Raw genomic sequence first — 20,625 nt, 5'->3', positions numbered from 1 at the left:
GTGAACCCCCAGAAGCCGATGGGGTGGCGGTTGCGTTCGGCGTTGCCGAGGAGAGGCCGGCGCCTGGAGCGAGAGCCCCACCACATCACGCACAGCAACCCATGGGGCGACGTGGCAGGTACGCCCGACCCGGAGGAGGGTCGTCGTTTTGACGGCTGCGGCGGGTTTCGGACGACCTCGGTGTTGTCTCGCATCCGTCCCGGACGTGCTCGGGTCCACCCGAACGCTCTCCTGCCCGGCGCAGGGCTGTGGCGTGGCTGTGAATCGACGTATGTGAGGATCCGGAGTGCGGGAGGAGTGCAGACAAGTTCTATATTCGTATGACCCATCCGCACGCGACTGAACCATCCGCACGCGACCCGTCTGCGGTGATGAGGGGGACGACTGAGATGGTCGACACCGACGCCGCTCCGAGCACCCGCACGGAGTCCCGGAATATCCGCAAGGTCCGCAGGAAGGCGCAGTACCGCAGACGCCTGGGCATGGGCGTGGCCGTGATCGCTCTGGGCGGGGCCGCTGCAACCGCGGGCGCCTTCACGCTGGGCGACTCCTCGGACACCGCCCCGCGCGACGCGAAGCTCACGGCCCCGGGTGGTGCGGCCGAGGAGGCCGCCGCCGCGAAGGGCGCGGAGGAGACCTGGGACGGCAAGACCAAGGTGCTGGGAGACGGCTCCACCTCCTACACCGGGCCGCAGCCGGGACAGCTCAAGCCCGAGCGGCTGAAGCCCGGCGAGAAGCCACCGCAGTTCGTGGTGTTCTCCTGGGACGGCGCCCTGGAAGGCGACGACCACCTCTTCTCGCACTTCCGTCAGGTGGCCCGGCAGAACAAGGCCCACATGACTTTCTTCCTCACGGGCATCTACCTGCTGCCGGACGGCAAGAAGGCGCTCTACCGCCCGCCGCAGCACAGCCAGGGCGCGGCCGCGATCTCGTACCCGACCGTCCCGCACGTCAAGGGCACCCTGGAGCAGCTGCGCGGTGCCTGGACCGACGGCAACGAGATCGGCTCGCACTTCAACGGGCACTTCTGCGGGCCCAAGGGCGGCGGGGAGTGGAGCCCCGCCGAATGGAAGAGCGAGATAGACCAGACGTACTCGTTCATCAAGAACTGGAAGACGAATACCGGTTTCACCAAGGAGGCGCCCCTGCCCTTCGACCCGGACCGGGAAGTGGTCGGCGGCCGCGCACCCTGTCTGGAGGGCCAGAAGAACCTCCTGACCGCGATCAAGCCGTACGGCTGGCGCTATGACGCGAGTTCCTCCGGAGACTTCCAACTGTGGCCGTCCAAGCAGGACGACATATGGAACTTTCCCCTCCAGCTCATGCCCCTGCAGGGCAAGGAAGTGCAGGTCCTCTCCATGGACTTCAACTTCCTCTACAACCAGTCGGGCGACAGCACCCAGGGCGACCCGGCGAAATTCGCCGCTTGGCAGGCGCAGACCCGGGGCTCGTACATGGACGGCTTCAACCGGGTCTACAACGGCAGCCGGGCGCCCATGTTCATCGGCAACCACTTCGAGGACTGGAACGGCGGCATCTACATGAAGGCCGTCGAGGACGTGATGAAGGACGTCTGCCCGCGCCAGGACGTACGCTGCGTGTCGTTCCGAGAACTGGCGGACTGGCTCGACGCCCAGGACCCCAAGATCCTGGCCCAACTGCGCGCGCTCGACCCCGCGCAGGCACCGGACTGGACCCATCTGATCAAGTAGACGGGCGGGCGGCGTCAGCCGCCCGGCCTACTTCACCGCCTTGATGTAGTCGCCCCACAGGCGCACCGCCCGCTCGCTGCCGGGCGTGCCCGGGCCGTCGCCCCCCAGCCCCGTGAGCGGCAGCGGAACCAGGTCGGTGAGCGACATCCGGTAGACCACGACCGCCGTGGACTCCTGCTCGGTGCTGGCCACGAACCAGCCCGCCGTGTTCGCGGCCGTCGTACCGGTCTTGCCCGCCGTACCGGCGTGGGCTTTGCCCACCGTCTTCGCCGACCCCTCGGTGACAGCGTCCTGCAGGGCATCCGTCACCGCGCGAGCGGTCTTGGCCGTCACGGCCCGGGTCGGCTTCGGCGCGTCGATCGGCACGGCGTCGCCGTTGCGGGTGACCGAGCGCACCGAGTACGGGTCGGTGTGCATGCCGTCGGCGGCGAAGGTCTGGTAGGCGCCGGCCATCCGGATCGCGCTGGGCGTCGAATTCTCCCCGAGGGTGAATGCGGGGATCCGTGGGCCGAGGCTCGATTCAAGCAGCCCCGAGCGCTGGGCGAAGGCCTCCACCCGGTCGAGGCCGACATCGAGGCCGAGCTGGAGCATGGGCGTGTTGACGGATTGGGCCACGGCCTGGCGCAAGGTCACCTGACCCCAGTTCCGGCCGCCGTCGTTGCGCCCCTTCACCACCTTGCCGCTGCGGTCCCAGTACGGTCCCTCGGGCGTCTGCACGGTCACCTGGTCATTGCCGTCGTAGGTGCTGGAGGGGGAAACCGGCGTACGGGCCTTGCCACGGTCGCGCAGCACCCCTTCGTCGAGCGCGGCGGCGTAGACGATCGGCGTGAACGCCGTGCCGACCGGGATCGTCGTCGCGTTCGACTCGTTGAAGCCCTGCTTCAGGTAGTCGGGGCCCCCGTACACGGCGAGCAGCCGCCCGTCGGGAGCGATGCTCGCCGCGCCGATCTTGGCGTGCTTGTCGGTGTCGGGACGCCGCTCGGCGTCGAAGCCCTTCTGGGCCTCCTGGACAGCGGCGGTCAGCGCGGTCATCCGGGCCCGGTCGAAAGTCGTGTAGATCTGGTAGCCGCCGAGGTCGAAGTCGGACTCCTTGATGTGGCCGGCCTTGATCGCGTATGCCTTGGCCATCTCGACCAGGTAGCCGGTCTGCGCGCCGGGTATGCCGACGAGTGACGAGGCCGAGGGCTCGGGGAACGTCGTGTAGGTGGCGCGCTCGGCGCGCGAGAGACGGCCGGTCTCGACCATGCGGTCCAGGATCCAGTTCCAGCGTTCGACGGCCCGCTCGTGGTTCGCCTTGCCGAGACTGGGGTCGTAGAGGGCCGCACCCTTGAGGAGGGAGGCCAGGAAGGCGCCCTCGCTGGGATTGAGCTGCGAGACGTCCTTGCCGTAGTAAGCCTGGGACGCGCGCTGGATGCCGTAGGTCCCGCGCCCGAACCAGCTGGTGTTGAGGTAGTCCTGAAGGATCTGGTCCTTGCCCTTCTGACTGTCCATCTTCAGGGCAAGCATGAGCTCGGTGAATTTCCGGGAGACGGTGCGGTCCTGGTTCAGATAGGCGTTCTTCACGTACTGCTGCGTGATGGTGGACCCGCCCTGGGTCTCGCCCCCCGTCAGCGCGGCGCCCACGGCGCGCAGGACTCCGGACGGCGAGACTCCGGGGTCCGAGTAGAAGCTCGCGTTCTCGGCCGCGAGCACGGCTCCCTGGACCTTGGCGGGCACCTTGTCCAGCGGCATCTCCTGGCGGCTGACCCAGCCCGTCCGGGCCATCGTGGAGCCGTCGGCCCAGTAGTAGACGTTGTCTTGTTGTTTGGCGAAGGAGTTGAGATCGTCGGGTATATCCGTATTCGCGTACGCAATCGTGACGAAGCCCACCATGCCCAGGAACGCGTACAGGCAGGCGCCCAGCCACTGGCGCCACGAAGGCATCCACCGGCGCCAGCCGGTGCGGCCCGGCCGCGGGAAGTCGGGGCGCAGACGCCGCAGTTGCGTGCGCGCCAGGGCGACGGCCGGGGCGATGGCCCGTGCGAAGGCATCGAGCCGGACGGAACGCGCCCGTGGCTTGGCGCGCGACCCCGACTTCCCCCGGCGGCCCGGGACGGCCCCGCCGCTGCCCTCCGCAGCCGCCCGCCCGTCCCGAGATCGCCCCCTACCGGCCAAATCGTTCCCGCCCACTCCGAATGCCCCCTCTGCTGCGCTTTCCCGCATACCCTAAAGGCACTTGCTGTGAGGCCGAACCGGCGGTGGGCTGGATTACTCCGTGCGCCCCGGAGACAACCCCTGGTGATCAAGCGGAGGCAAGTTGCCCGGCGTGTGAGGCACTTCCGCCGGGCAGTCCGTCGACGAAGCGGAACGTGACGAAACAGCCGGGTAGTTGTGCGAAGATTCCGTCCCCCGGTTCGTGTGGACCGGGTGACAAGGGGAAACAGAGTGATACCTAAGAGGTTCAGGCCCGCCGCCATCGCGGCCCTGACCGTGGCCCTGGCGTCCGGAAGCATGCTCGCGTACTCCGCGACCGCGGTTCCCGGACCCCGCGACGCCGACCGCGCCACCGCCGACACCTTCGCCCGCATGGCCGACGACGTGCTCTCCCAGCGCACGCAGGCCCTGGTCGAGGATCAGCCGGGGCGTCACGGCTCCGGCCAGGCCGACCCGAAGACCCGGCTGTCGGCCCAGCTGAAGAAGGACGAGGACGCCGCGCTCCAGTCGCTGCGGTCCCGCAAGACGCGACTGGCGGAGCTCGGTGAGGCCTACACGGACGCCGCCACCCGCGTCGTCGTGGACCGGGCCACGGTAACCGGCGGCAAGGCCGTCGTCCAGGTCACCGAGCAGACCACGCTCACGTACAAGAAACTCCGCGGGGACGAGCCGGCGACGACCGACATCGGGACGCGCTACCAGCTGACGCTCACCAGCAAGCGGGGAGGCGACTGGGAGCTGACCTCGATCACGTCCCAGGAAAACGGCCCCGTCGCGGTCAACGAGCCCGTGGCGGCCAAGGTGAACGTCGTCAAGGACGACGGGAACCAATACCCGGACGGCACGCCCGCGTCCACGAAGTACCCCGCGACGCCGAAGCCCAAGGCGAAGACGGGCGGTGCCTACGACTACGCCGCGATGGCGAAGTACGCGGAGAAGTACTGGAGCAACTACAACCCGGCGTACCGGAAGTACAACGGGGCCGGGGGTGACTGCACCAACTTCATCAGCCAGGCGTTGAAGGCGGGCGGCTGGAAGGCCGTTCCGGGTTCCACGTCGGACTACAGGAACTGGTGGTACGACGGCTCCCGCCAGACCGACTCCTGGGTCGGCGTGAACGAGTGGGCCTGGTTCACGCTGTCCAATCAGCGGGCCGCCAACCTGGCCAACGCCTACCAGGCGGACGTGGGAGACATCCTGCAGGTGGACTTCAACCGGGACGGGTCCAAGGACCATTCGATGATGGTGACCTACCGCAGCAGCGCCGGGATGCCGTACCTCACGTACCACTCCACCAACACGTACCGTAAGTCACTCGCGAGCATCATCGCGTCCTACCCGAACGCGACCTACTACGCGTACCGCACCTGACGGGTGCCCTTCAGGTTCTCCTGCCACGGAACCGCCGCGGCAGGAGAACCCGGCTGGTGAGCCCCGGGGCCACCGCTCTGCCGGGCCCTCGGCATGCCCCAGCGCCGGCCGGCGAGCGCCATCAGCCCGGTTCAGCCGACCCGGGCTGGAAGGCGGAGGCTAGTACGGCAGGTAATAGCTGAGTACGTCGGCAGTGAGCGGAGGGAAAAGCGTCTGGAACAGCTCCTCGTCCGCGGAGTAGACGTCGGGACGGATCCGGGTCAGCCCCTCCATTCCGTACGGGCCGAACAGCAGGGCGGCCAGATAATCGGGCGCCAGCCCGGCACCTTCCACAGCTCCCGGCGACTGCATCGCGCCGCCGGTGACGACCTCACCGAGCCCGTTGGCGAGAACCGGAATCCGGTGGTGGGCGCCGAAGGTGGAGATGACGATGTCTCGGCCGGTGCGGTCGATCCCGGCCGTGGCGAGGCGCTGCCAGAACAGCGGACGGAGCCTGTCGAGAAGCGCTGCGACATCCGGGATGCGGAGGTAGTACTGCTCTGCATTCCGGTGCGGTTCGTGGTCGATGAACCCCTGCCACGCGTTGCCTGTCACGGTGCCTGCCCGATGGACGATCCGTATCCGGTCGCCGGGTGCCAGGGCGGCAACGCCGCTCAGGAGGTCCCGTGCCGCCGCCTCGTCGCGTGCCGCCGCCTCGGCCAGGAGCATCTCCTCACCGGGAGGCGTGGTGCGCGCGGTGGCGATGACCGTGCCGGCATGGTCGAGAACCCAGAGGTTGCTCGACTCGTGGTCCAGGAGCCATCGCCAGCACGCCGCCGAATGCGGCATGGTCACATCGAACCCGCTCTGGGCCGAGGCTTGCAGGGCAGCCATGGAGGGGATGTCGGAGGGCCGGGCGGCACGGAGCATGGCCGTTCCATCGCCAGGCGGCACGGCGTTCACGTTCAGCACCTGCGGTATGTCGATGGCGTACTCATAGCCGAACAGCCGGTAGAAGTACGGGATTCCGATCATCGCCTGGACGAGGTGGCCACGGGCGGCAGAACGCTCGTGAGCCCAGTGCATGAGCGCCCTTACGAGCCCGCGTCCCTCGTATCCGCTCTCGGTGGCGACCAGTTCCACCTGGCCGGCGGGCAGGCGGACGCCTCCGATGCACACTTCCTCGTCGAGGAGCGTCGCGGTGGACACGACCCGGTCGCCGTCGACGACCACGGCACACGCGGACAAGCCCGCGTCGGGGTCCGTGACAACCAGCCGGTGGTCGATAGCGTCGTCCGGCTCACCGCGCCCGGACAGGAGCGCGCCGATCTGGTCAAGATCTGCGGGCCTCGCCTGTCGCAGGGCGAGGCCGTCGGGCAACGACACAGGTACGGAAGAGCCGCTGGTCATGATCACAGCCAGACTGTGGCATGGCCCCGCCATGCCGTCCAACAAGTTATTCGCAGCTCGTCGTCAGCGCAGACGGGCGCCTGCCAGCAGAAGATCACCCCGGCAGGAAAATCCGTTCGACCCGCACGTTCCATCATTGATTGAGATACGGACAACCTGAAGTGGCAACCTCCGTAATCGGCTGCGATCATTCTGATCAGTGGCATCACCCAGACGTGAGGTCACGGCAACACGCTCACATCAGCCTGTCCGCCTGACGTACGCAAGGCACGGACGGGCCGCGACGCGGGACGTCGCGCCGATGCTGCCGTGCCGTGTGATGACGCTCGCGATCGCCGGCTCTCACCGGCTCTCACCGAACACAGTGGCAACGCCATCAGCGAACAGCATCCCTCCGGATGGCGCGATCAGGTCGGACCCGCGGTCGCCCGCCGACTGCCATCCAACACGCCTTGCAGGCCAATTCCCGGAAGGTGCAGACATGGCAATCTGCGTTCATTACATTACGCTACGTCCCGAGGCGGACGAGAACGAATTCAATAAATTCGCTGCCGAAGAACTTCTTCCTGCCGCACGAACCGTCGCCGAGCGCAGGGCGGGATTGCACGCCGATCGCCATGTGTTCGTCAAGGGCGGCACCGAAAAAAGAACCTACCTGTGGATTATCGAGTGGACCCACCAGGAGGCCGAGAGCGATAATTCGTTCGTCGTAGCCGTCGGACCAAGACTAAAAGCAAGACTCGACTATTTCGCATTGCATACATTCAAGCTCTACGCCGTCATGGCGCGCTCTGGCAATGATTCCATCGTGACACCCACGCTCGATGTTCCCGATGAACTCAGAGATCCCCAAGGCTGGCTCGGCGAAGACGTCTGGAATGTGGCGTGAACATACCATCGGGATGAGCTGGGGCTTCGCGGACCGGCTGTCTCCGCCATGTGGGCGCTCCGTCGGCGCAACCGGGCCGGCGGCCTCCGGGGCCGTGTCCGCCGGAGGGGCCATGGGCACGGCGTGGCGAGGTCGGGGGGCTTGGGGGCTGGGTCATGATCGGCTGCGTGAAGACTTCCGGACGTCTGGCCGCCTTCGCGGTCGCGGGCCTGCTTGCCGCACTCCCCGCGTGCTCGGAGTCCGACGGCCGCGGCGGCGGGGCGGGTGCCCGTACCGGCGCAGACGCGAGGGCGGGTGCTCGTACCGGCGCGGACTCCGCTCGGACGAAGGCACCTGGCACGGTGTTCCGGGGCGGCCACCCCGGTGCCGCAGGCGCCGGTGACCCCTACTTCCCGAAGCTCGGCAACGGCGGCTACGACGTCACCCACTACGCCCTGACCCTGGCCTACGACCCCGGCGGCGGCCGCCTCGAAGGCACTGCGGAGATCACCGCGAAGGCCACTGCGGACCTCAGCGCCTTCAATCTCGACCTCCTCGGCATGGAGGTGCTGAGCGCCACCGTCGACGGCCGCACGGCGCGGGTTCGGCAGGACGGGCAGGAGCTGACCCTGCAGCCGCGCGATCATCTCAGGAAGGGCGCCGCCTTCCGCAGCGTCGTGCGCTACGCGGGCACGCCGGAGTCGATCACCCATGACCACGGGTGGCGCGAAGGCTGGTTGAGGACGGGCAACGGAGCGGTCGCGTTCGGTGAGCCGACGGGCTCGATGTCCTGGTTCCCGGGCAACCATCACCCCTCGGACAAGGCCTCGTACGACATCACCGTCACGGTCCCCAAGGGGGTGCAGGCGATCTCCAACGGGCTGCTGCGCGCCCAGCACACCAGCGGCGACCGCGCCACCTTCCACTGGCACCAGGCCGAGCCCATGGCCAGTCATGTGGCGACCGTGGCCATCGGCAGCTACGACATCAAGACCTCCCGGACCCGATCGGGCATCCCGGTCGTGTCGGCGATGGACACGACCGCGGGCGTGGACGAGGACGGAGCGGTCCTCGGACGGTTCCCCGAGATCATGGAATGGGCCGAGGGGAGGTTCGGTCCCTACCCCTTCTCCGCCGCCGGGGTGATCGTCGATCAGGCGGCCGATGTGCCCTACGCCCTGGAGACCCAGACCAGGCCGACCATTCCGGCCGGCATCTTCCACACCACCAACGTGGTGCACGAACTGGCCCACCAGTGGTTCGGCAACTCCGTCACCCCGCGAACGTGGCGGGACATGTGGCTCAACGAGGGCTTCGCGACGTATGCGGAGTGGCTGTGGACCGAGGACCACGGCGGGGCCAGCGCCCAGGATCACTTCGACCGCAACCACGCCAAGGCCGCGGACGACGACGAGTGGGACTTCCCGCCTGCCGAGCCGCCGAGCGCTTCGGACATCTCCGGCCAGCCGGTGTACGTGCGGGGCGCGATGGTGATCCACAAGATCCGCCAGACCGTAGGCGACGAGGGCTTCCGTAGCCTGGTGCGGGACTGGACCCTGCGCCACCGCCACGGCCATGCCTCCACGGACGACTTCACCGCGTACGTGGAGGCCAGGGCCGGCCGGGACCTCGACTCGATCTGGGACTCGTGGCTCTACGGCGACGGCAAGCCCGCGTGACGGGGTCGACGCGGTGTCAGGTCCTGATGCGCCGACGGGCGGTCCCGACGAGCTTCATGTACTTGTCCCAGTTCCATGCGGTCCCGGGGTCGTCGTGAGTGGACAGCGGGACCTCGACGTGGCCCAGAATGTGGTCCCGGTCGACCGGCACGTCGTACTTCGCGCAGATCGTGGCCGTGAGCACGGCGGATGCCTCGTACATCTTGTCGGTGTAGACAGGCTGATCGGTCCAGCCTTCGTGCTCGATGCCGATGCTCCGGTGGTTGTACCAAACGCTGCCGGAGTGCCAGGCCACGTCGCGCTCGCGCACGCACTGGGCGATCCGCGTGCCGGTTGCGCTGATCATGTAGTGCGCGGACACCCTCTCGGCGGGGTCCTTGAACTTGGCGAACATGACCGGCAAGATGTCCGTTGTCAGGTGAATGACGACGTATTCGATGGGATAGGCCTCGGGGCGTTCGGAGGCCGTGTAGTTGGACTCGGAGGCTTCGACCCAGACGGCGGGGGCGTAGTCCACCGAGGGGTCCGTTCGCAGGGTCGCAGGCGGCCCGGCGGCGGGGGCAGGGGCCTTGCGCGCAGGTCGCGGCAGCGCAGCCTTCACTTTCTCCTCGGGCCCCATCAGGCGGGGCAGCCCGGCAGCGGCCAGAGCCATACCCGCCGCGCCGGCAGCACCCCACAACAGCCGTCGACGGCTAAGCGGGCTGTCTTCCATGGCCACTCCTCATGAGGTCGAGCAGGCAGGCAGAGGACGACGCGCCGCAAATCGTGGCATCACGATACATAGGCGGCACATCACGTAATCTGATGCTTCACCAGTGCCCGCACCCCGGCAAGCCGGTGGTCCACCACTCGGCGCACACCCTCACCCCTGACCGGCCCCGCCCCCGCCGGCACGCGCTGCTCCACATGCTCGGTGAGCAGGCGTTCGAGCTCGTCGACTCGGCCGGGTGATCCTCGGGCCGGCTGAGCACGAAAGTGGAGCCGCCCGAACGGCTCGTGGCCGGCGGATCCAACCGGTCGACAGGAGGCCCCTGGTGACGGAGCGGAGTTCATCGCCTGCACCGGCGCAGACACGGACTCCTTCTCGTGCTCATCTCCAGTGGTTGGTGTCCACGATCTCGCCGGTCTCCACGTCGATGCGCCCCTGGAAATCACCTGCGTTGCGCGTGACCATGATCAGAAGCGGCCGCCCGTCCTGCAGGAAGGCGTCGTAGAAGCCGTGCATGTCGTGCCGCTCGTACACCAGGTCACGCGGCGGTTGCAGCCGGAACCGCTGCGAACCGTCGGCCCGGTAGACCACCGCGTTGTCCGACGAGGTGAAGGGCGCGCCATTGAGCGCTTCCACCACCAGCACCAGCGTCTCGTCGGACTCCCGCCATGCCACGACGGCCTGCGGCGGAAGGTCGTACGGCTTCTCGGCATTCCCGGCGGGCCCGCTCCACCGGACCGTCGTATCGCCCCGGGTCCAATCGATCACCACGTTCTTCTCCCGCCCATCGTCAGGTACTGGTATATGCGATCCCCACGGGTGCACCAGCAGCGGTCAGGAACCGGCGGGGCGCCGAAGACCGGCCGGCTCCACGTCGAGCGCCGCCAACAGCCGGACACTGCGGTTCCCCGGCTCGCTGAGCAGCCGGTCCAGCAGGCCGGAGGTGCCGCCGGCCATCGTGTCCTTGAGCAGCTCGCGCGGCGGCACCGTGTCCTGGCCGAGGTCTGTACTCGCCATCACGGCACGCACCCGTTCGTGGTCCACACCGCTCTCGACCAGCACCCGGCCCCCGTCGTAGTCGGCCTTCGCCGCTTTCATCAGGTGCGGGTAGGCCTGCGCGACCGCGTACGTCCGCAGCATGCCCAGGAGGACATCGTCGGTGCGGACCTTCCCACGGTGCTGTCCGGCAAGTTCCCCGGCCTCCAGACGCGCCCACAGCACCGGGTGCGCCGCGGCGTTCATCGGCATGGTCCTGACCAGCAGCGTCGTCCAGAACTGTCCCAGCTCACGGGGCTTGTAGCGGCGGCGGCCCACCAGGGCGTCGCGGGTGGAGCGCAGCTCCGGCGGGACGGCGTCCTCCACGACAGGGACCTGTCCCGACCGCACGGCCTGCTGCAGGGCAACGACGTCCACCCCGCATCCGTTGAGGTAGCTCACCGCCCCGCAGGACGGGTCGTCCAGGACGGCCACCAGCAGATCGGCCGGCGAGCGCTCGACGCCCCGACCGGTCACGGACGGTTGCTCCCGGCACCGGGCGAGCGCCGCCGCCCCGGCAGTGCTGAGCGTGAGCGAGCGGTGCTCCTGCCCGGCGAGCGGAACCTCGACCTTTCCGGGTTCCTCGTCCATCCCCCCGGCGCCGTGGCGGATCACGTGCGTGGTGAGGTGGTACGCGGCGAGGAACTCCCGGACCCGTTCGTCCTTGCTGATGCAGGACAGCAGGAGGTGTGTGCTGACGTGGCGCCTTGCGTAGACCGGGCCGAGCGCTGTGAGCAGGGCCTGGTCGGCACGGAAGTCTGAGGTCATGCGGACGATCTTGGCCGGGGCGCAGGGATGTTGCATCAGCCCACAGTCGGAAACCGGTGCGACGAAAGGAGGAATCACGCTCCGGCGTTGGTGTCGTCACGGGTGGCAACTGAGCTGGAAATCCCCCTTCGTTCAGGATCTGGCCGCCACCGGGAGTCCGGCCGCGTGTCCGCCGGCACCTACAGGGGGCCGCAGCCCTCAGGGGCGCCGCACACGGGGCCGGGCGATGCCGGTTCTTCGCGGTGCGTTGCCGGTGGGCGGCGTAGGGCCGAACCTCTGCTGCTCCTCAAGTCCCTTGCTGTGCACGGAACACGACCCCCACGATGATTCGCATGACCGGATTCCTGGGAATGAACACCGAGCGCAACTTCGTACTGCTCATCCGTGACACGGACGCGATTGCGCCATCCCTGCGCCAGGCGCTGGACGAGGCCTCGCCGGAAGAACGCCCGGGCCTGGAACGCGCAATCGCACTGGTCGAAGCCGCCGCCGGCGCCGGCGAGACCCAGCTACGCGCACGCTGGGTCCGCTCCCGGCTGACCGCCGCCGGATTCACGGGGGACATCGGCTCGGTCGCCGCGGTGAAGGCACTGCGCCAGGCGGAGCCGAAGCTGAGCCTGCTGGCGGCGGTGCAGCTCCAGAAGGACGCGGTGGCGCATCCCGAGTAACCGCGGAGGCGACGCTTCCCCGCACGGAAACCGGTTCGCCCGCGCCCGGCTGTCCGCTCCGGTCGGCCTCCTGTCCGTCGGGCAGCAGCGGCGGCCGGCCCTGGCCCCCTCGCCGGCGGGTCAGCGAGGGCAGGCGTGGCGTTCCGCCCGGTGCCCCATCCACACCACCACATCGCACACCCGCAGCGCACTCACCGTCTCCGCCACCGCCGCGGCCTCGCGCAGCGCGAGCAACTGGCGGTGCAGGGCGCGGTTGTCCGCACGCAGCGCGGCATGCAGCGTGAGCCAGAACGAGGGGCGCGGGCGCCCCAGGGCGCAGCGCACCACCGTGTCGTAGACCGGCAGCAGCTGCGGACGCTTCCGGGCGAGAAGTTTGCCCGCGATCACCCAGCCGACATCGGGCTGGTCACGAAGGAGTTTCCAGGCCTGGTCCGCCGGCGAGCCGTCGGACAGGACGGTGGCTGCGGCATCGGCCATGTCGGTGCCGCGCGGAATGGCCTGCAGCAGATCGGACAGCCGCGCTCCGAGACGGCCCTCCAGCATGTCCAGTGCGACACGCGCCGGAACGGTCACCGACAGGGTCTGCACCGCGACGAGGTCCTCCGCAGTGATCCGGTCGGCGATGTCCGGGCGGTCTCCCCCGCCCGCCAGGTGCTCGAACCGTCCGCCGGTGTACGCAGGTGTGCCGGAGGGCCGGCTGATCCCGAAGTAGCGCTGGAGATCCGCGAGGGCCCGGGGGCGGGTGACAAAGGTGTGCAGCCGTTCGGTGAAGGGCTGCACGGGGACGGCCGTAGAAGGCATCCGTGCTCCGTCCTGACGGGGGGCTGGTCCAGCGGCGAAGGGCGGGCCGCAGCAGTGGGACGACTGCTCGTACAGATGGTGCAGGAGGCGGCGGCACGGCGGACTCGAAGAGGGCCGGTTGCGCGGGGCGGTTCCGGGCCGACTCCGTTCGCGTCCTCGTGGGTCAGCCGTTCGCCATCGCCGTGGGCCCGGAACCGCCGGATGCCGATAAGTGCTCGCCCGCCGGGTCGGGGTGCGGGCGGAGCCAGCCGCGGATGGCGGCCTGGACGCCGGCCTGGAAGCGGGTGTCGGCGTCGAGTTCCTCCAGCATGCGGGTGATCCGCCGGCGGACGGTGTGCACGTGCACACCGAGCCGGCGTGCGATGGTTTCGTCCTTCAGGCCGGAGGCGAGCAGCCCGAGCAGTTCCCGTTGGTCCGCGGTGAGGGGGCCGCCGGGGCTGCCGAGGGGGGTGGCGCGCGCCCACAGGGACTCGAACAGCGGCAGGGCGGCCCGGTGCAGCAGGCGGTCGCCGAACACCAGGGCCGCTGCGTCGTCTCCTTCGTCGTTGCCGGTCGGCGGGGGCAGCAGGCAGGTACGCCGGTCCACGAGGACCAGGGCGGTGGGCAGGCTCTGTCCGATGCGGGCCTGGAGGCCGAGTCCGGTGAGGGCGATCAGCTCCTGCGCCCGGTCGGGGAAGTCGGTGCCACGCCGGTCGGTGACGGTCCGTACGGCGACGCCGCGCGCCAGCAGGCGGCGGATGCGGTCCGCGCCGGCCTCCCCGGTGCCGGCGGCCTCCCCGGTGCTGCCGGGCGCGCCTGTGCCGTCGGGCGCCCCGGTGGTCCGCGTCGCGCGGTCGAGGATCAGGACCTCCGTCTCAGCGGCTTCGAGCATCGTGTCGAGGCGGGCGCCGACCGCTTCGGTGCCGGTGAGTATCTCGATGCCGGCCGCGGGCCCTGGGGTTCTCGCGGGCTTCGGGGGAAGCCGGTGGGCCAGCCGGTCGGCGTAGGAGCGCAGGGACTTCAGGTCGGCCGACTCCTGGTGCAGGAGGGCCTGGCGGCGCTGGATGAGTACGTGCAGTACGGCGGCCGGGTCGGCGGCCGTGTGGATCACCGCCCTGCTGTCGTCCTGCGTGCGGGCCGGAGTCCGGTCGTGCGGGTCGGTTTCGATCATGCGGGGGATTTTGACCGCCTTCACAGGGCCCCCACAAGTGTGCATGGCCACTTCTGAGGGGGGCTCGGCTCTGGTCCGGAGCCGCCCGCGACGCTTGCATGGCGACGACTCACAGCAACGCATCAGGCACTCATGGTTGAGGAGATCCCTTGCCCAAGTTCAGCGCAGGTTCGTCGGCGCCCACCCCCGCCGCACGACGGATATGGCGGAAAGAGCTCCGCTCCGCCGGAGGAATAGCGGTTCTGCTCGCCGCCGCAATGACCTTGCAGGTGTCTCCGGCGTGGGCCGCGGACCCCGGCCCCTCGAACGCCCTTCCCGGCCAGGACACCGCGACCCCGGTGCTCGTCGAGGGCATACGGGAGCCCGTGGACGCCAAGGCCGCCCCGGCCGACGCGGCACGGCAGCACCTCGCCGCGAACAAGAGCCGCTACAAGATCCCGCGGGCGGGCAGCGACCTCGTCCCCCTGGCGGCGACGGCCACGGGGTCCAAGGACGAGACGGTCCGGCTGCAGCAGAAGCACCGCGGTGTCGACGTCTTGGGCGGCCAGTACGTCGTGCGCATGCAGAAGCAGGACGGCAAGCGCGTGGTCACCGGCACCTCGGGGCACTACTTCACCGCCCTGAGCACCGATGTCACCCCCCAGGTCAGCGAGGACGTCGCGGTCCGCCGTGCGGTGGCCGCCACGGCCCGCCGGCTGGGAGCCGCTCTCGACAAGAGCCGTGCACCGCGGTCCGAGTCCGGTGATCCGGCGGCCACCGGCATGACCGGTGACGTCAAGGGGCTCGTCGTCCTGCCCAAGGGGGGCGGCGTCCTCGCCTACCGCGTCACCGTGCGGGGTACCGCGCCCGGCACCGGGGCGCCGGTCGTGGACGAGGTGTACGTGGACGCCCGCTCGGGCTATCCGGCGCTCCAGTACAGCGCGTTGAAGACGATGGCGGCCCCCGCGGCCCGGACGTCCGCCGAGGCCGCCGAGGGCCCGACGGCGGGCGGCCCGCCGGCCACTCCGCCGAACCTGGTCCCCGAGACCGGGTCCGGAGCCCGGCTGGGCGGCGCCGCGACCTCGCTGGACATCGCCTACGACCCGGCGGCCGGCAGCTACCTCCTTGCGGACGCGGGCCGCATGCGCGCCACCAGCAAGAGCCTGCTGGCCACGTGGGACGCGCGTGGCAAGTCGGTGTCGGAGACCTCGGGCACGTGGCCCTCCGGCATCACCGTGTTCTCCTCCCCCAGCACCGCTTTCGGCGCTGAGGCGACGGATTCGGGGGCCGTGGACGCCCACTGGAACGCGGGCCAGGTCTACGACTTCTACAAGAAGAACTTCGGGCGCGACAGCCTCGACGGGAACGGCGGGGCCGTCAACTCCCTGGTCGGCGTGACGTACTACGGCCTGCCCTACGCCAACGCGTTCTGGGACGGCACCAAGATGGTCTACGGCAACGGGGACACGGAGTTCAAGCCCATGTCCGCCGACACGGACGTCGTCGGCCACGAGATGACCCACGGGGTCATCGAGCACACGGCGAACCTGGTCTACGCGGGCCAGTCGGGCGCCCTGAACGAGGCCCTGGCGGACTACTTCGGCAACGCGATCGACGTCACCGCGAGCGGGACGCCGATGAGCGATCCGGCCGCCGGCCTGATCGGCGAGAACCTGTGCCGTACGAAGGCGGCCGCCGACTGCGCCCTGCGCGACCTCAACGACGGGGCCACCACCTCGAAGAGCTTCCTGGGCGTGTCGTTCGCCACCGACAACGGCGGCGTGCACCTGAACTCGACGATCTTCTCCGGCGCGCTGTGGGACATGCGCGAGGACCTGGGCGGCGCCCTGGCCGACAAGATCGTGTACAAGGCCGTCACCGAGTACATGACGCCCATCGACGGGTTCACCGAGGCCCGGGGCGCGGTGATCGCGGCGGCCAAGGCGCTGGGCGCGACCTCCGCCCAGCAGAACACGGTCAAGCGGTCGTTCAACGCCCACGGCATCATCCCTGACTGGGAGCAGGCCCTCGGCATCGACACCGACACCCTCTTCGGCAAGCTGAACACCACCGACTCCGGAGTGGGTGCGGGCGGCGGCTGGTGGACGGCCTCCAAGTCCAACGACGACGGCTCCGAGCCCTACTCGGTCTACGCCGGCCGCCTGGACGGCAAGGGTGCCCCGAAGGTGATCAGCCCCAACGACGGCCGCTACCACACGGCCCCGGCGACGGACGGCAAGACCGTGGTGTGGACGGCGTACGGCCCGACCTCGGTCGACGTCCTCACCCGTCCCGTGGCGGGCGGCCCGATCAAGACCCTCCACAGCTCGGCGACCGGTGTCGCGGGCCTGCGGGTGGAGAAGAACACCGTCGTGTTCGAGGAGTACGACATCCTCGGCGGCCGGCACGTCGGCTACATGCGGCCCACCGACAAGGCCCCGGTCTTCACCGACGGGCGGAAGTGGAACACCCTGACCGCCCTCCCCTCCATCAGCGACAACAAGATCGCCTACGCGAAGCTGTACCCGCAGAACGGTTCCTACCGGCTGGGCGTGGAGGTCGTCGACCTCGCCACCGGCAAGGCGGTCATGACCGAACAGCTCGACGAGCCGGTGAGCCTCGGCCAGACCGGCATCAACGGCAAGAACGTGTTCTGGCTGGCCGACACCGATGAGAGCGACGGCGGTCTGACGTCGGTGATCAGCTCCGGCCTGGACGGCCGCGGCTCCTTCATCGTCAGCAGCGAGCACAAGCCGGGCGCCTTCATCGCCTCCGACCTGACGGTCTCGCAGGACGCGCTGACGCTGGTCGCCCAGACGCCCGACACGCGGTACCGCAACGAGTCGCTGCCCAAGCTGTGGCAGCTGACCACCGACGGCTCCCGTCGCGAGCGGGTCTCCTGCAACCGCGGTGAGCAGAGCCACCCGGCGGCCGGCGCGGGCCGTCAGGTCGCCTGGCTGGACGCGACCACCGGCTCCACCGATCTGGTGGTCCGGGAGCGGCCGGCCGGGACCTGCTGATCCCTGCTGACCCTGCTGATGAGTGAGGCGGGGCCGACGGCTGTGCCGTCGGCCCCGTTCGCGTGCCGCCCCTCCTGGCGGGGAGGGGCGGCACGGCCCTCAGGGTGTCAGCACTCGCGCAGGCCCGGGGCGGGGTCGACCGAGGTGTGGACGTCCACGGCCGCGACGTTGCCCCACTGGCCGTTGTCGAGCTGGGTCCAGTACCAGACGTTGTTGCCGCCGGCGTGCTGGTCACCGCGGCCCCAGCACTGGAACCAGCTGGGGCTCGTGTTCAGCGGCCCCCGCACCGCGGAGTTGTAGCGGCGGTGCTCGTAGCCCTTGGCGCCGACGCGGTTGCCGCACCACAGCTTGCCGTCGGCGCGCACGCCGCATTCGGCGGCTGTGCTCTTCCCGGTGGCGGCCGTCGCCTGGGCGGGGCCGGTCACGGTGGCCATGGCGCCCGCCAGTGCGACGGTGGCGAAGCCCAGGGCGATCTTCCTGCCTGCGTACATGCTTCCTCCTCGGAAGGGCTCCCTCGGGAGCCGGGTGACGGTGGTGAGTAGTCAGTGGTGCGTGATCGGTGGTGCGTGATCGGTGGTGCGGGCGGTACTCAGGGGCAGGTGGGTACGCCGTCCAGCCAGGCGGCGCCCTTGATGTAGATGTTGGTGATCCACGCCCCGTACTCGGGCAGGTAGGACCAGGCGTCGTTGGTGTAGCCCTCCGCCGTCACCGGTTGGGCGTGCTTCTGGCACTCGATGCGCACGGTGGTCGGGCCGGGGAACCGGTGTACCCGCGGGCTGCCGGTGGACGGTTCCTTGTGGGTCCACACGTCCGTGCCCCAGGTGCTGAACGTGCCGGGTGCCGTGGCCGGCGCGATGCGGACCGCTCCCGCGTAGTCCCCGCCCAGCCGTACGTCGCTGACGGTGATCCGGGTGCCCGATTCCCGGGCCTCGACCATCTTCCCCGCGCCCAGGTAGATCGCGATGTGGTGGATGAAGCCCCCTGAACCCCAGGCCAGGAGGTCCCCCGGGAGCAGCGGCGCGGTTCCCGCGGCGGCTGTGAATCGCTGTTGCACCTGCGGTGAGTGGAACTGGTGGTAGGCGTTGCCGGGGAGCGGGTCGCCGCCGGCCGCACGGTGGTAGGCGTACCGGACCAGTCCCGAGCAGTCGAAGCCCAGCCGCTCCGGGTCGTGTGCGCTGTCCGGGTCGCTCGGGTCGACCTGACCGTACGTCGGCCCCGGCTGTTGCCCGTGGCCGCCGCCCCAGGTGTACCAGACGCCGATCTGTTCGCACGCCGCTCCTACGGCCTTCTCGGCCGCCGTGGAGGCCCCCGGGGCGAGCACGCCGCACGCCTCCGCCGCCTCCGCCGCCTTCGGTGCCGCGGCCACCGTGGCGTCGTGGGCTCCTCCCCATGTGGCCAGGAGCGTGAGCACCGCCACCGCCGCCACCGCAGTTCTCCGCATCGCCATGTCCGGTCCCCCTGTCCCCGCCACGTGGTGTCCTGCGGGTCGTCGTTTTCGTCGCGGTGTTCGCGGCGTGCTCGTCATAGGGAGCACGGACCGGCCGTCCGTCCGTCCGTCCGTCCGCCGGGCACTCCGAGACTGTGCCCCGCCACCCCACCCTGTCGAGGAGGCGCGGGTCGCCCACCTCAACGGGAAACGGGAAACTCCCGGGAAACCCCCTCCCACCAGGCTCTTTGAGCATCCGTCAATGCGCCCCGGCGAGCGAGCCGAGTACGGCGTCGAGCCTGCGGCACAGCCTCTCGGGCAGCACACGCCGGATCTTGGCCGCCGCCGTCTCGCTCGCCGTGTCCGTGGACGTCGTCAGGTCCGATCGCCGGCCGGCGACCAGGCCGAGCAGCACGGCGAGCGCTTCGTCGTCGCTCAGCATGAGGGAAATTCGCTCGCTGAAAACGGGCCTCGGCGCCGAGCTCCGGGGGGAGAGAGAGTCCCCGCCCGGCGCCCCCGCAGGGCGGCGGCACCGGGCGGTCGGGGCAGTGCGTCAGGTGGCGAGGGTGGCCACCGGCTCCAGGCCGTAGGTGCGGGCGTAGCCGTTCTCGGTACCCACGAGCAGGTCCACGACGTCGAAGTAGCGGTCCCAGAAGGGGGTTTCGCGCAGCGCGTCGATCAGCAGCCGATAGGCGTCATGGTCGTCCGCCTCCCAGACCCAGATGTCGGTCACCCGCGCCGAGTAGAACTCCGTGTCGTAGAAGCGGGAGCGGACGCCGTGGGTACGGGCCTCGATCACCGGAACGACGTGGGTGGTGAAGGCGTGGACTCGTTCGGCCACGGTCATCGCCAGCCACTCGGGCGTGGTCTTGACCAGGATGAACGCGGTGACCGGCGGCTCGGTTCGGTCAGTGGGCATCGGCTGCCTCCGATGTGGCGAGGACGGCGGGCTTGAGGGTCTGCGCGCACCACTGGGCGAAGCCGGTGGCCGGGCCCGCCTGTGGCGAGCGGGCGAAACCCGAGTCCAGGCCCCGGTCCTTGGCCCGCTTCATGTCGACCATGCCCTCGACGAACGCCGCATTGAGGCCGTAGGCGAGCAGGGTGGACCGCATTTCGTCGAGCGACTCACGCGCGTAGCGGACCGGACGGCCCAGTTCCTCACTCATGATGCGGGCCATGTCGTTGGGCGACAGGTCCTGAGGGCCGAGCACCGGCACACTGCCGACGCCGGTCCAGGAACGGTCCAGCAGCAGCCCGGCCGCCGTCGCCGCGATGTCGGCGACGGCCACCAGCGGGGCCGGACGGTCCGCGGCGACGGTGTCGGTGAAGACGCCCTTCTCGCGGATCGAGTCGGCCTCCTCCAGCAGGTTCTCGAAGAAGGACGGATTGGCCAGGGCTCGGTAGGCGACCCCGGAATCGGCGATCAGGTCGTCCATGGCGAGGGAGGCGGTGACCAGCCCGGCCCGGCCGGCCTGAGGGGTGCCGCGGCCGAGCGCCGAGACGCCGACGACACGGCCGACGCCGTGGGCGGCGAACGCCCGCGCGGCCGGGCGGGTGAAGCCGCTGTACGCCTCCTCGGGCGTGAGCGAGGCGTCCGGCGGAACGAGCCAGAAGACGGCGTCGGCCCCGGTGAAGGCGCGCTCGACGGTCGCCGCATCACCGTGCGAGCCGGTGACCACCTCGACCGCTCCGCGCACGGCGTCAGGGATCCGGGCCGGATCGCGGACCACGACGCGCAACTCCTCTCCGTGTGCGGGCGCGGCCTCGACCAGCAGGGACAGCAGCCGACGGCCGATGTTCCCGGTGGGGGCGGTAATGACGATCATGAAAACCTCGTGGTCTGTGTCGGATCGATAA

18 protein-coding genes and 1 pseudogene are annotated in these 20,625 nt (G+C 69.9%); 7 read left to right on the top strand and 12 right to left on the bottom strand.

What is annotated here, in order from left to right; all coding sequences use genetic code 11:
- Window positions 1-482 precede the first annotated feature (482 nt).
- On the top strand, window positions 483-1,712 hold the full coding sequence (locus tag ACFY04_RS09670) for a hypothetical protein (RefSeq protein WP_389115463.1): 1,230 nt from the start codon (window positions 483-485) through the stop codon (window positions 1,710-1,712).
- A gap of 27 nt (window positions 1,713-1,739) precedes the next feature.
- On the opposite strand, the gene ACFY04_RS09665 is transcribed toward ACFY04_RS09670, so the two are convergent.
- Entirely contained in the window at window positions 1,740-3,635 is a 1,896-nt protein-coding gene (locus ACFY04_RS09665; protein ID WP_389115341.1) for a transglycosylase domain-containing protein, read from the bottom strand.
- 501 nt (window positions 3,636-4,136) lie between these two features.
- On the opposite strand from ACFY04_RS09665, the gene ACFY04_RS09660 reads away from it, so the two are divergent.
- Complete coding sequence (locus ACFY04_RS09660) at window positions 4,137-5,276, top strand: amidase domain-containing protein (protein WP_389115339.1); 1,140 nt, start codon at window positions 4,137-4,139, stop codon at window positions 5,274-5,276.
- Between the two features lie 159 nt (window positions 5,277-5,435).
- Here the strand turns inward: ACFY04_RS09660 and ACFY04_RS09655 are convergent, their stop codons facing one another.
- Window positions 5,436-6,698, bottom strand: a complete 1,263-nt coding sequence (locus ACFY04_RS09655) for a GNAT family N-acetyltransferase (RefSeq protein WP_389115460.1) — start codon at window positions 6,696-6,698, stop codon at window positions 5,436-5,438.
- 286 nt (window positions 6,699-6,984) lie between these two features.
- Between ACFY04_RS09655 and ACFY04_RS09650 the strand changes: the two genes are divergently transcribed.
- Window positions 6,985-7,554 carry a hypothetical protein gene (locus ACFY04_RS09650; protein WP_389115338.1) on the top strand — a complete coding sequence of 190 codons (570 nt, stop codon included), beginning with the start codon at window positions 6,985-6,987 and terminating at the stop codon, window positions 7,552-7,554.
- Window positions 7,555-7,709: 155 nt separating this feature from the next.
- Window positions 7,710-9,212: a M1 family metallopeptidase gene (locus tag ACFY04_RS09645; RefSeq protein WP_389115337.1), complete on the top strand. Its 1,503-nt coding sequence runs from the start codon at window positions 7,710-7,712 to the stop codon at window positions 9,210-9,212.
- A gap of 16 nt (window positions 9,213-9,228) precedes the next feature.
- Here ACFY04_RS09645 and ACFY04_RS09640 read toward each other — a convergent pair whose 3' ends face one another.
- Window positions 9,229-9,924, bottom strand: a complete 696-nt coding sequence (locus tag ACFY04_RS09640) for an N-acetylmuramoyl-L-alanine amidase (protein WP_389115335.1) — start codon at window positions 9,922-9,924, stop codon at window positions 9,229-9,231.
- A 92-nt stretch (window positions 9,925-10,016) separates the two neighbouring features.
- Between ACFY04_RS09640 and ACFY04_RS09635 the strand changes: the two genes are divergently transcribed.
- Window positions 10,017-10,163: a hypothetical protein gene (locus ACFY04_RS09635; protein ID WP_389115334.1), complete on the top strand. Its 147-nt coding sequence runs from the start codon at window positions 10,017-10,019 to the stop codon at window positions 10,161-10,163.
- Window positions 10,164-10,302: 139 nt separating this feature from the next.
- Here the strand turns inward: ACFY04_RS09635 and ACFY04_RS09630 are convergent, their stop codons facing one another.
- Window positions 10,303-10,692: a hypothetical protein gene (locus tag ACFY04_RS09630; protein ID WP_389115333.1), complete on the bottom strand. Its 390-nt coding sequence runs from the start codon at window positions 10,690-10,692 to the stop codon at window positions 10,303-10,305.
- 63 nt (window positions 10,693-10,755) lie between these two features.
- A complete protein-coding gene (locus ACFY04_RS09625; RefSeq protein WP_389115332.1) occupies window positions 10,756-11,724 on the bottom strand; it encodes a Clp protease N-terminal domain-containing protein in 969 nt (322 codons plus the stop codon).
- A 332-nt stretch (window positions 11,725-12,056) separates the two neighbouring features.
- On the opposite strand from ACFY04_RS09625, the gene ACFY04_RS09620 reads away from it, so the two are divergent.
- The gene (locus ACFY04_RS09620; protein ID WP_389115331.1) at window positions 12,057-12,392 is read left to right on the top strand and encodes a hypothetical protein; all 336 of its coding nucleotides are present in this window, start codon (window positions 12,057-12,059) and stop codon (window positions 12,390-12,392) included.
- A 120-nt stretch (window positions 12,393-12,512) separates the two neighbouring features.
- Here the strand turns inward: ACFY04_RS09620 and ACFY04_RS09615 are convergent, their stop codons facing one another.
- Together ACFY04_RS09615 and ACFY04_RS09610 are read right to left on the bottom strand one after the other, a co-directional pair.
- The gene (locus ACFY04_RS09615; protein WP_389115330.1) at window positions 12,513-13,193 is read right to left on the bottom strand and encodes a DUF6308 family protein; all 681 of its coding nucleotides are present in this window, start codon (window positions 13,191-13,193) and stop codon (window positions 12,513-12,515) included.
- Between the two features lie 163 nt (window positions 13,194-13,356).
- Complete coding sequence (locus ACFY04_RS09610) at window positions 13,357-14,343, bottom strand: hypothetical protein (RefSeq protein ID WP_389115329.1); 987 nt, start codon at window positions 14,341-14,343, stop codon at window positions 13,357-13,359.
- A 257-nt stretch (window positions 14,344-14,600) separates the two neighbouring features.
- On the opposite strand from ACFY04_RS09610, the gene ACFY04_RS09605 reads away from it, so the two are divergent.
- The gene (locus ACFY04_RS09605) at window positions 14,601-17,342 is read left to right on the top strand and encodes a M4 family metallopeptidase (RefSeq protein ID WP_389115328.1); all 2,742 of its coding nucleotides are present in this window, start codon (window positions 14,601-14,603) and stop codon (window positions 17,340-17,342) included.
- A 107-nt stretch (window positions 17,343-17,449) separates the two neighbouring features.
- Here ACFY04_RS09605 and ACFY04_RS09600 read toward each other — a convergent pair whose 3' ends face one another.
- The 5 genes and pseudogenes from ACFY04_RS09600 to ACFY04_RS09580 form a co-directional block, all read right to left on the bottom strand.
- Window positions 17,450-17,833, bottom strand: coding sequence for a hypothetical protein (locus ACFY04_RS09600; protein ID WP_389115325.1), 384 nt, complete (start codon window positions 17,831-17,833; stop codon window positions 17,450-17,452).
- 98 nt (window positions 17,834-17,931) lie between these two features.
- Window positions 17,932-18,789 (bottom strand): C40 family peptidase, encoded by an 858-nt coding sequence (locus tag ACFY04_RS09595; protein ID WP_389115323.1) that lies wholly within the window; start codon window positions 18,787-18,789, stop codon window positions 17,932-17,934.
- 250 nt (window positions 18,790-19,039) lie between these two features.
- Window positions 19,040-19,285, bottom strand: a pseudogene (locus ACFY04_RS09590) (transcriptional regulator); the annotation flags it as partial.
- Between the two features lie 36 nt (window positions 19,286-19,321).
- A complete protein-coding gene (locus ACFY04_RS09585) occupies window positions 19,322-19,687 on the bottom strand; it encodes a darcynin family protein (RefSeq protein ID WP_373039744.1) in 366 nt (121 codons plus the stop codon).
- Entirely contained in the window at window positions 19,677-20,594 is a 918-nt protein-coding gene (locus tag ACFY04_RS09580) for an NAD(P)H-binding protein (protein WP_389115321.1), read from the bottom strand. The genes ACFY04_RS09585 and ACFY04_RS09580 overlap by 11 nt, the downstream gene beginning before the upstream one ends.
- Window positions 20,595-20,625: the final 31 nt, after the last annotated feature.

The organism is Streptomyces sp. NPDC001549 (genome assembly GCF_042894025.1).
GTDB classification, from domain to species: domain Bacteria; phylum Actinomycetota; class Actinomycetes; order Streptomycetales; family Streptomycetaceae; genus Streptomyces; species Streptomyces kutzneri.
This window is presented reverse-complemented; position numbering and strand designations above follow the sequence as displayed.

Bases quoted from the DNA above. Each gene is read 5' to 3' on its own strand.
- ACFY04_RS09610 (WP_389115329.1), bottom strand. From the start codon at position 14,343: ATGATCGAAACCGACCCGCACGACCGGACTCCGGCCCGCACGCAGGAC.
- ACFY04_RS09655 (WP_389115460.1), bottom strand. From the start codon at position 6,698: ATGGCGGGGCCATGCCACAGTCTGGCTGTGATCATGACCAGCGGCTCT.
- ACFY04_RS09595 (WP_389115323.1), bottom strand. From the start codon at position 18,789: ATGGCGATGCGGAGAACTGCGGTGGCGGCGGTGGCGGTGCTCACGCTC.
- ACFY04_RS09650 (WP_389115338.1), top strand. From the start codon at position 6,985: ATGACGCTCGCGATCGCCGGCTCTCACCGGCTCTCACCGAACACAGTG.
- ACFY04_RS09670 (WP_389115463.1), top strand. From the start codon at position 483: ATGGGCGTGGCCGTGATCGCTCTGGGCGGGGCCGCTGCAACCGCGGGC.
- ACFY04_RS09640 (WP_389115335.1), bottom strand. From the start codon at position 9,924: ATGGAAGACAGCCCGCTTAGCCGTCGACGGCTGTTGTGGGGTGCTGCC.
- ACFY04_RS09585 (WP_373039744.1), bottom strand. From the start codon at position 19,687: ATGCCCACTGACCGAACCGAGCCGCCGGTCACCGCGTTCATCCTGGTC.
- ACFY04_RS09605 (WP_389115328.1), top strand. From the start codon at position 14,601: ATGACCTTGCAGGTGTCTCCGGCGTGGGCCGCGGACCCCGGCCCCTCG.
- ACFY04_RS09665 (WP_389115341.1), bottom strand. From the start codon at position 3,635: ATGCCTTCGTGGCGCCAGTGGCTGGGCGCCTGCCTGTACGCGTTCCTG.
- ACFY04_RS09645 (WP_389115337.1), top strand. From the start codon at position 7,710: ATGATCGGCTGCGTGAAGACTTCCGGACGTCTGGCCGCCTTCGCGGTC.
- ACFY04_RS09580 (WP_389115321.1), bottom strand. From the start codon at position 20,594: ATGATCGTCATTACCGCCCCCACCGGGAACATCGGCCGTCGGCTGCTG.
- ACFY04_RS09615 (WP_389115330.1), bottom strand. From the start codon at position 13,193: ATGCCTTCTACGGCCGTCCCCGTGCAGCCCTTCACCGAACGGCTGCAC.
- ACFY04_RS09600 (WP_389115325.1), bottom strand. From the start codon at position 17,833: ATGTACGCAGGCAGGAAGATCGCCCTGGGCTTCGCCACCGTCGCACTG.
- ACFY04_RS09625 (WP_389115332.1), bottom strand. From the start codon at position 11,724: ATGACCTCAGACTTCCGTGCCGACCAGGCCCTGCTCACAGCGCTCGGC.
- ACFY04_RS09620 (WP_389115331.1), top strand. From the start codon at position 12,057: ATGACCGGATTCCTGGGAATGAACACCGAGCGCAACTTCGTACTGCTC.
- ACFY04_RS09635 (WP_389115334.1), top strand. From the start codon at position 10,017: ATGCTTCACCAGTGCCCGCACCCCGGCAAGCCGGTGGTCCACCACTCG.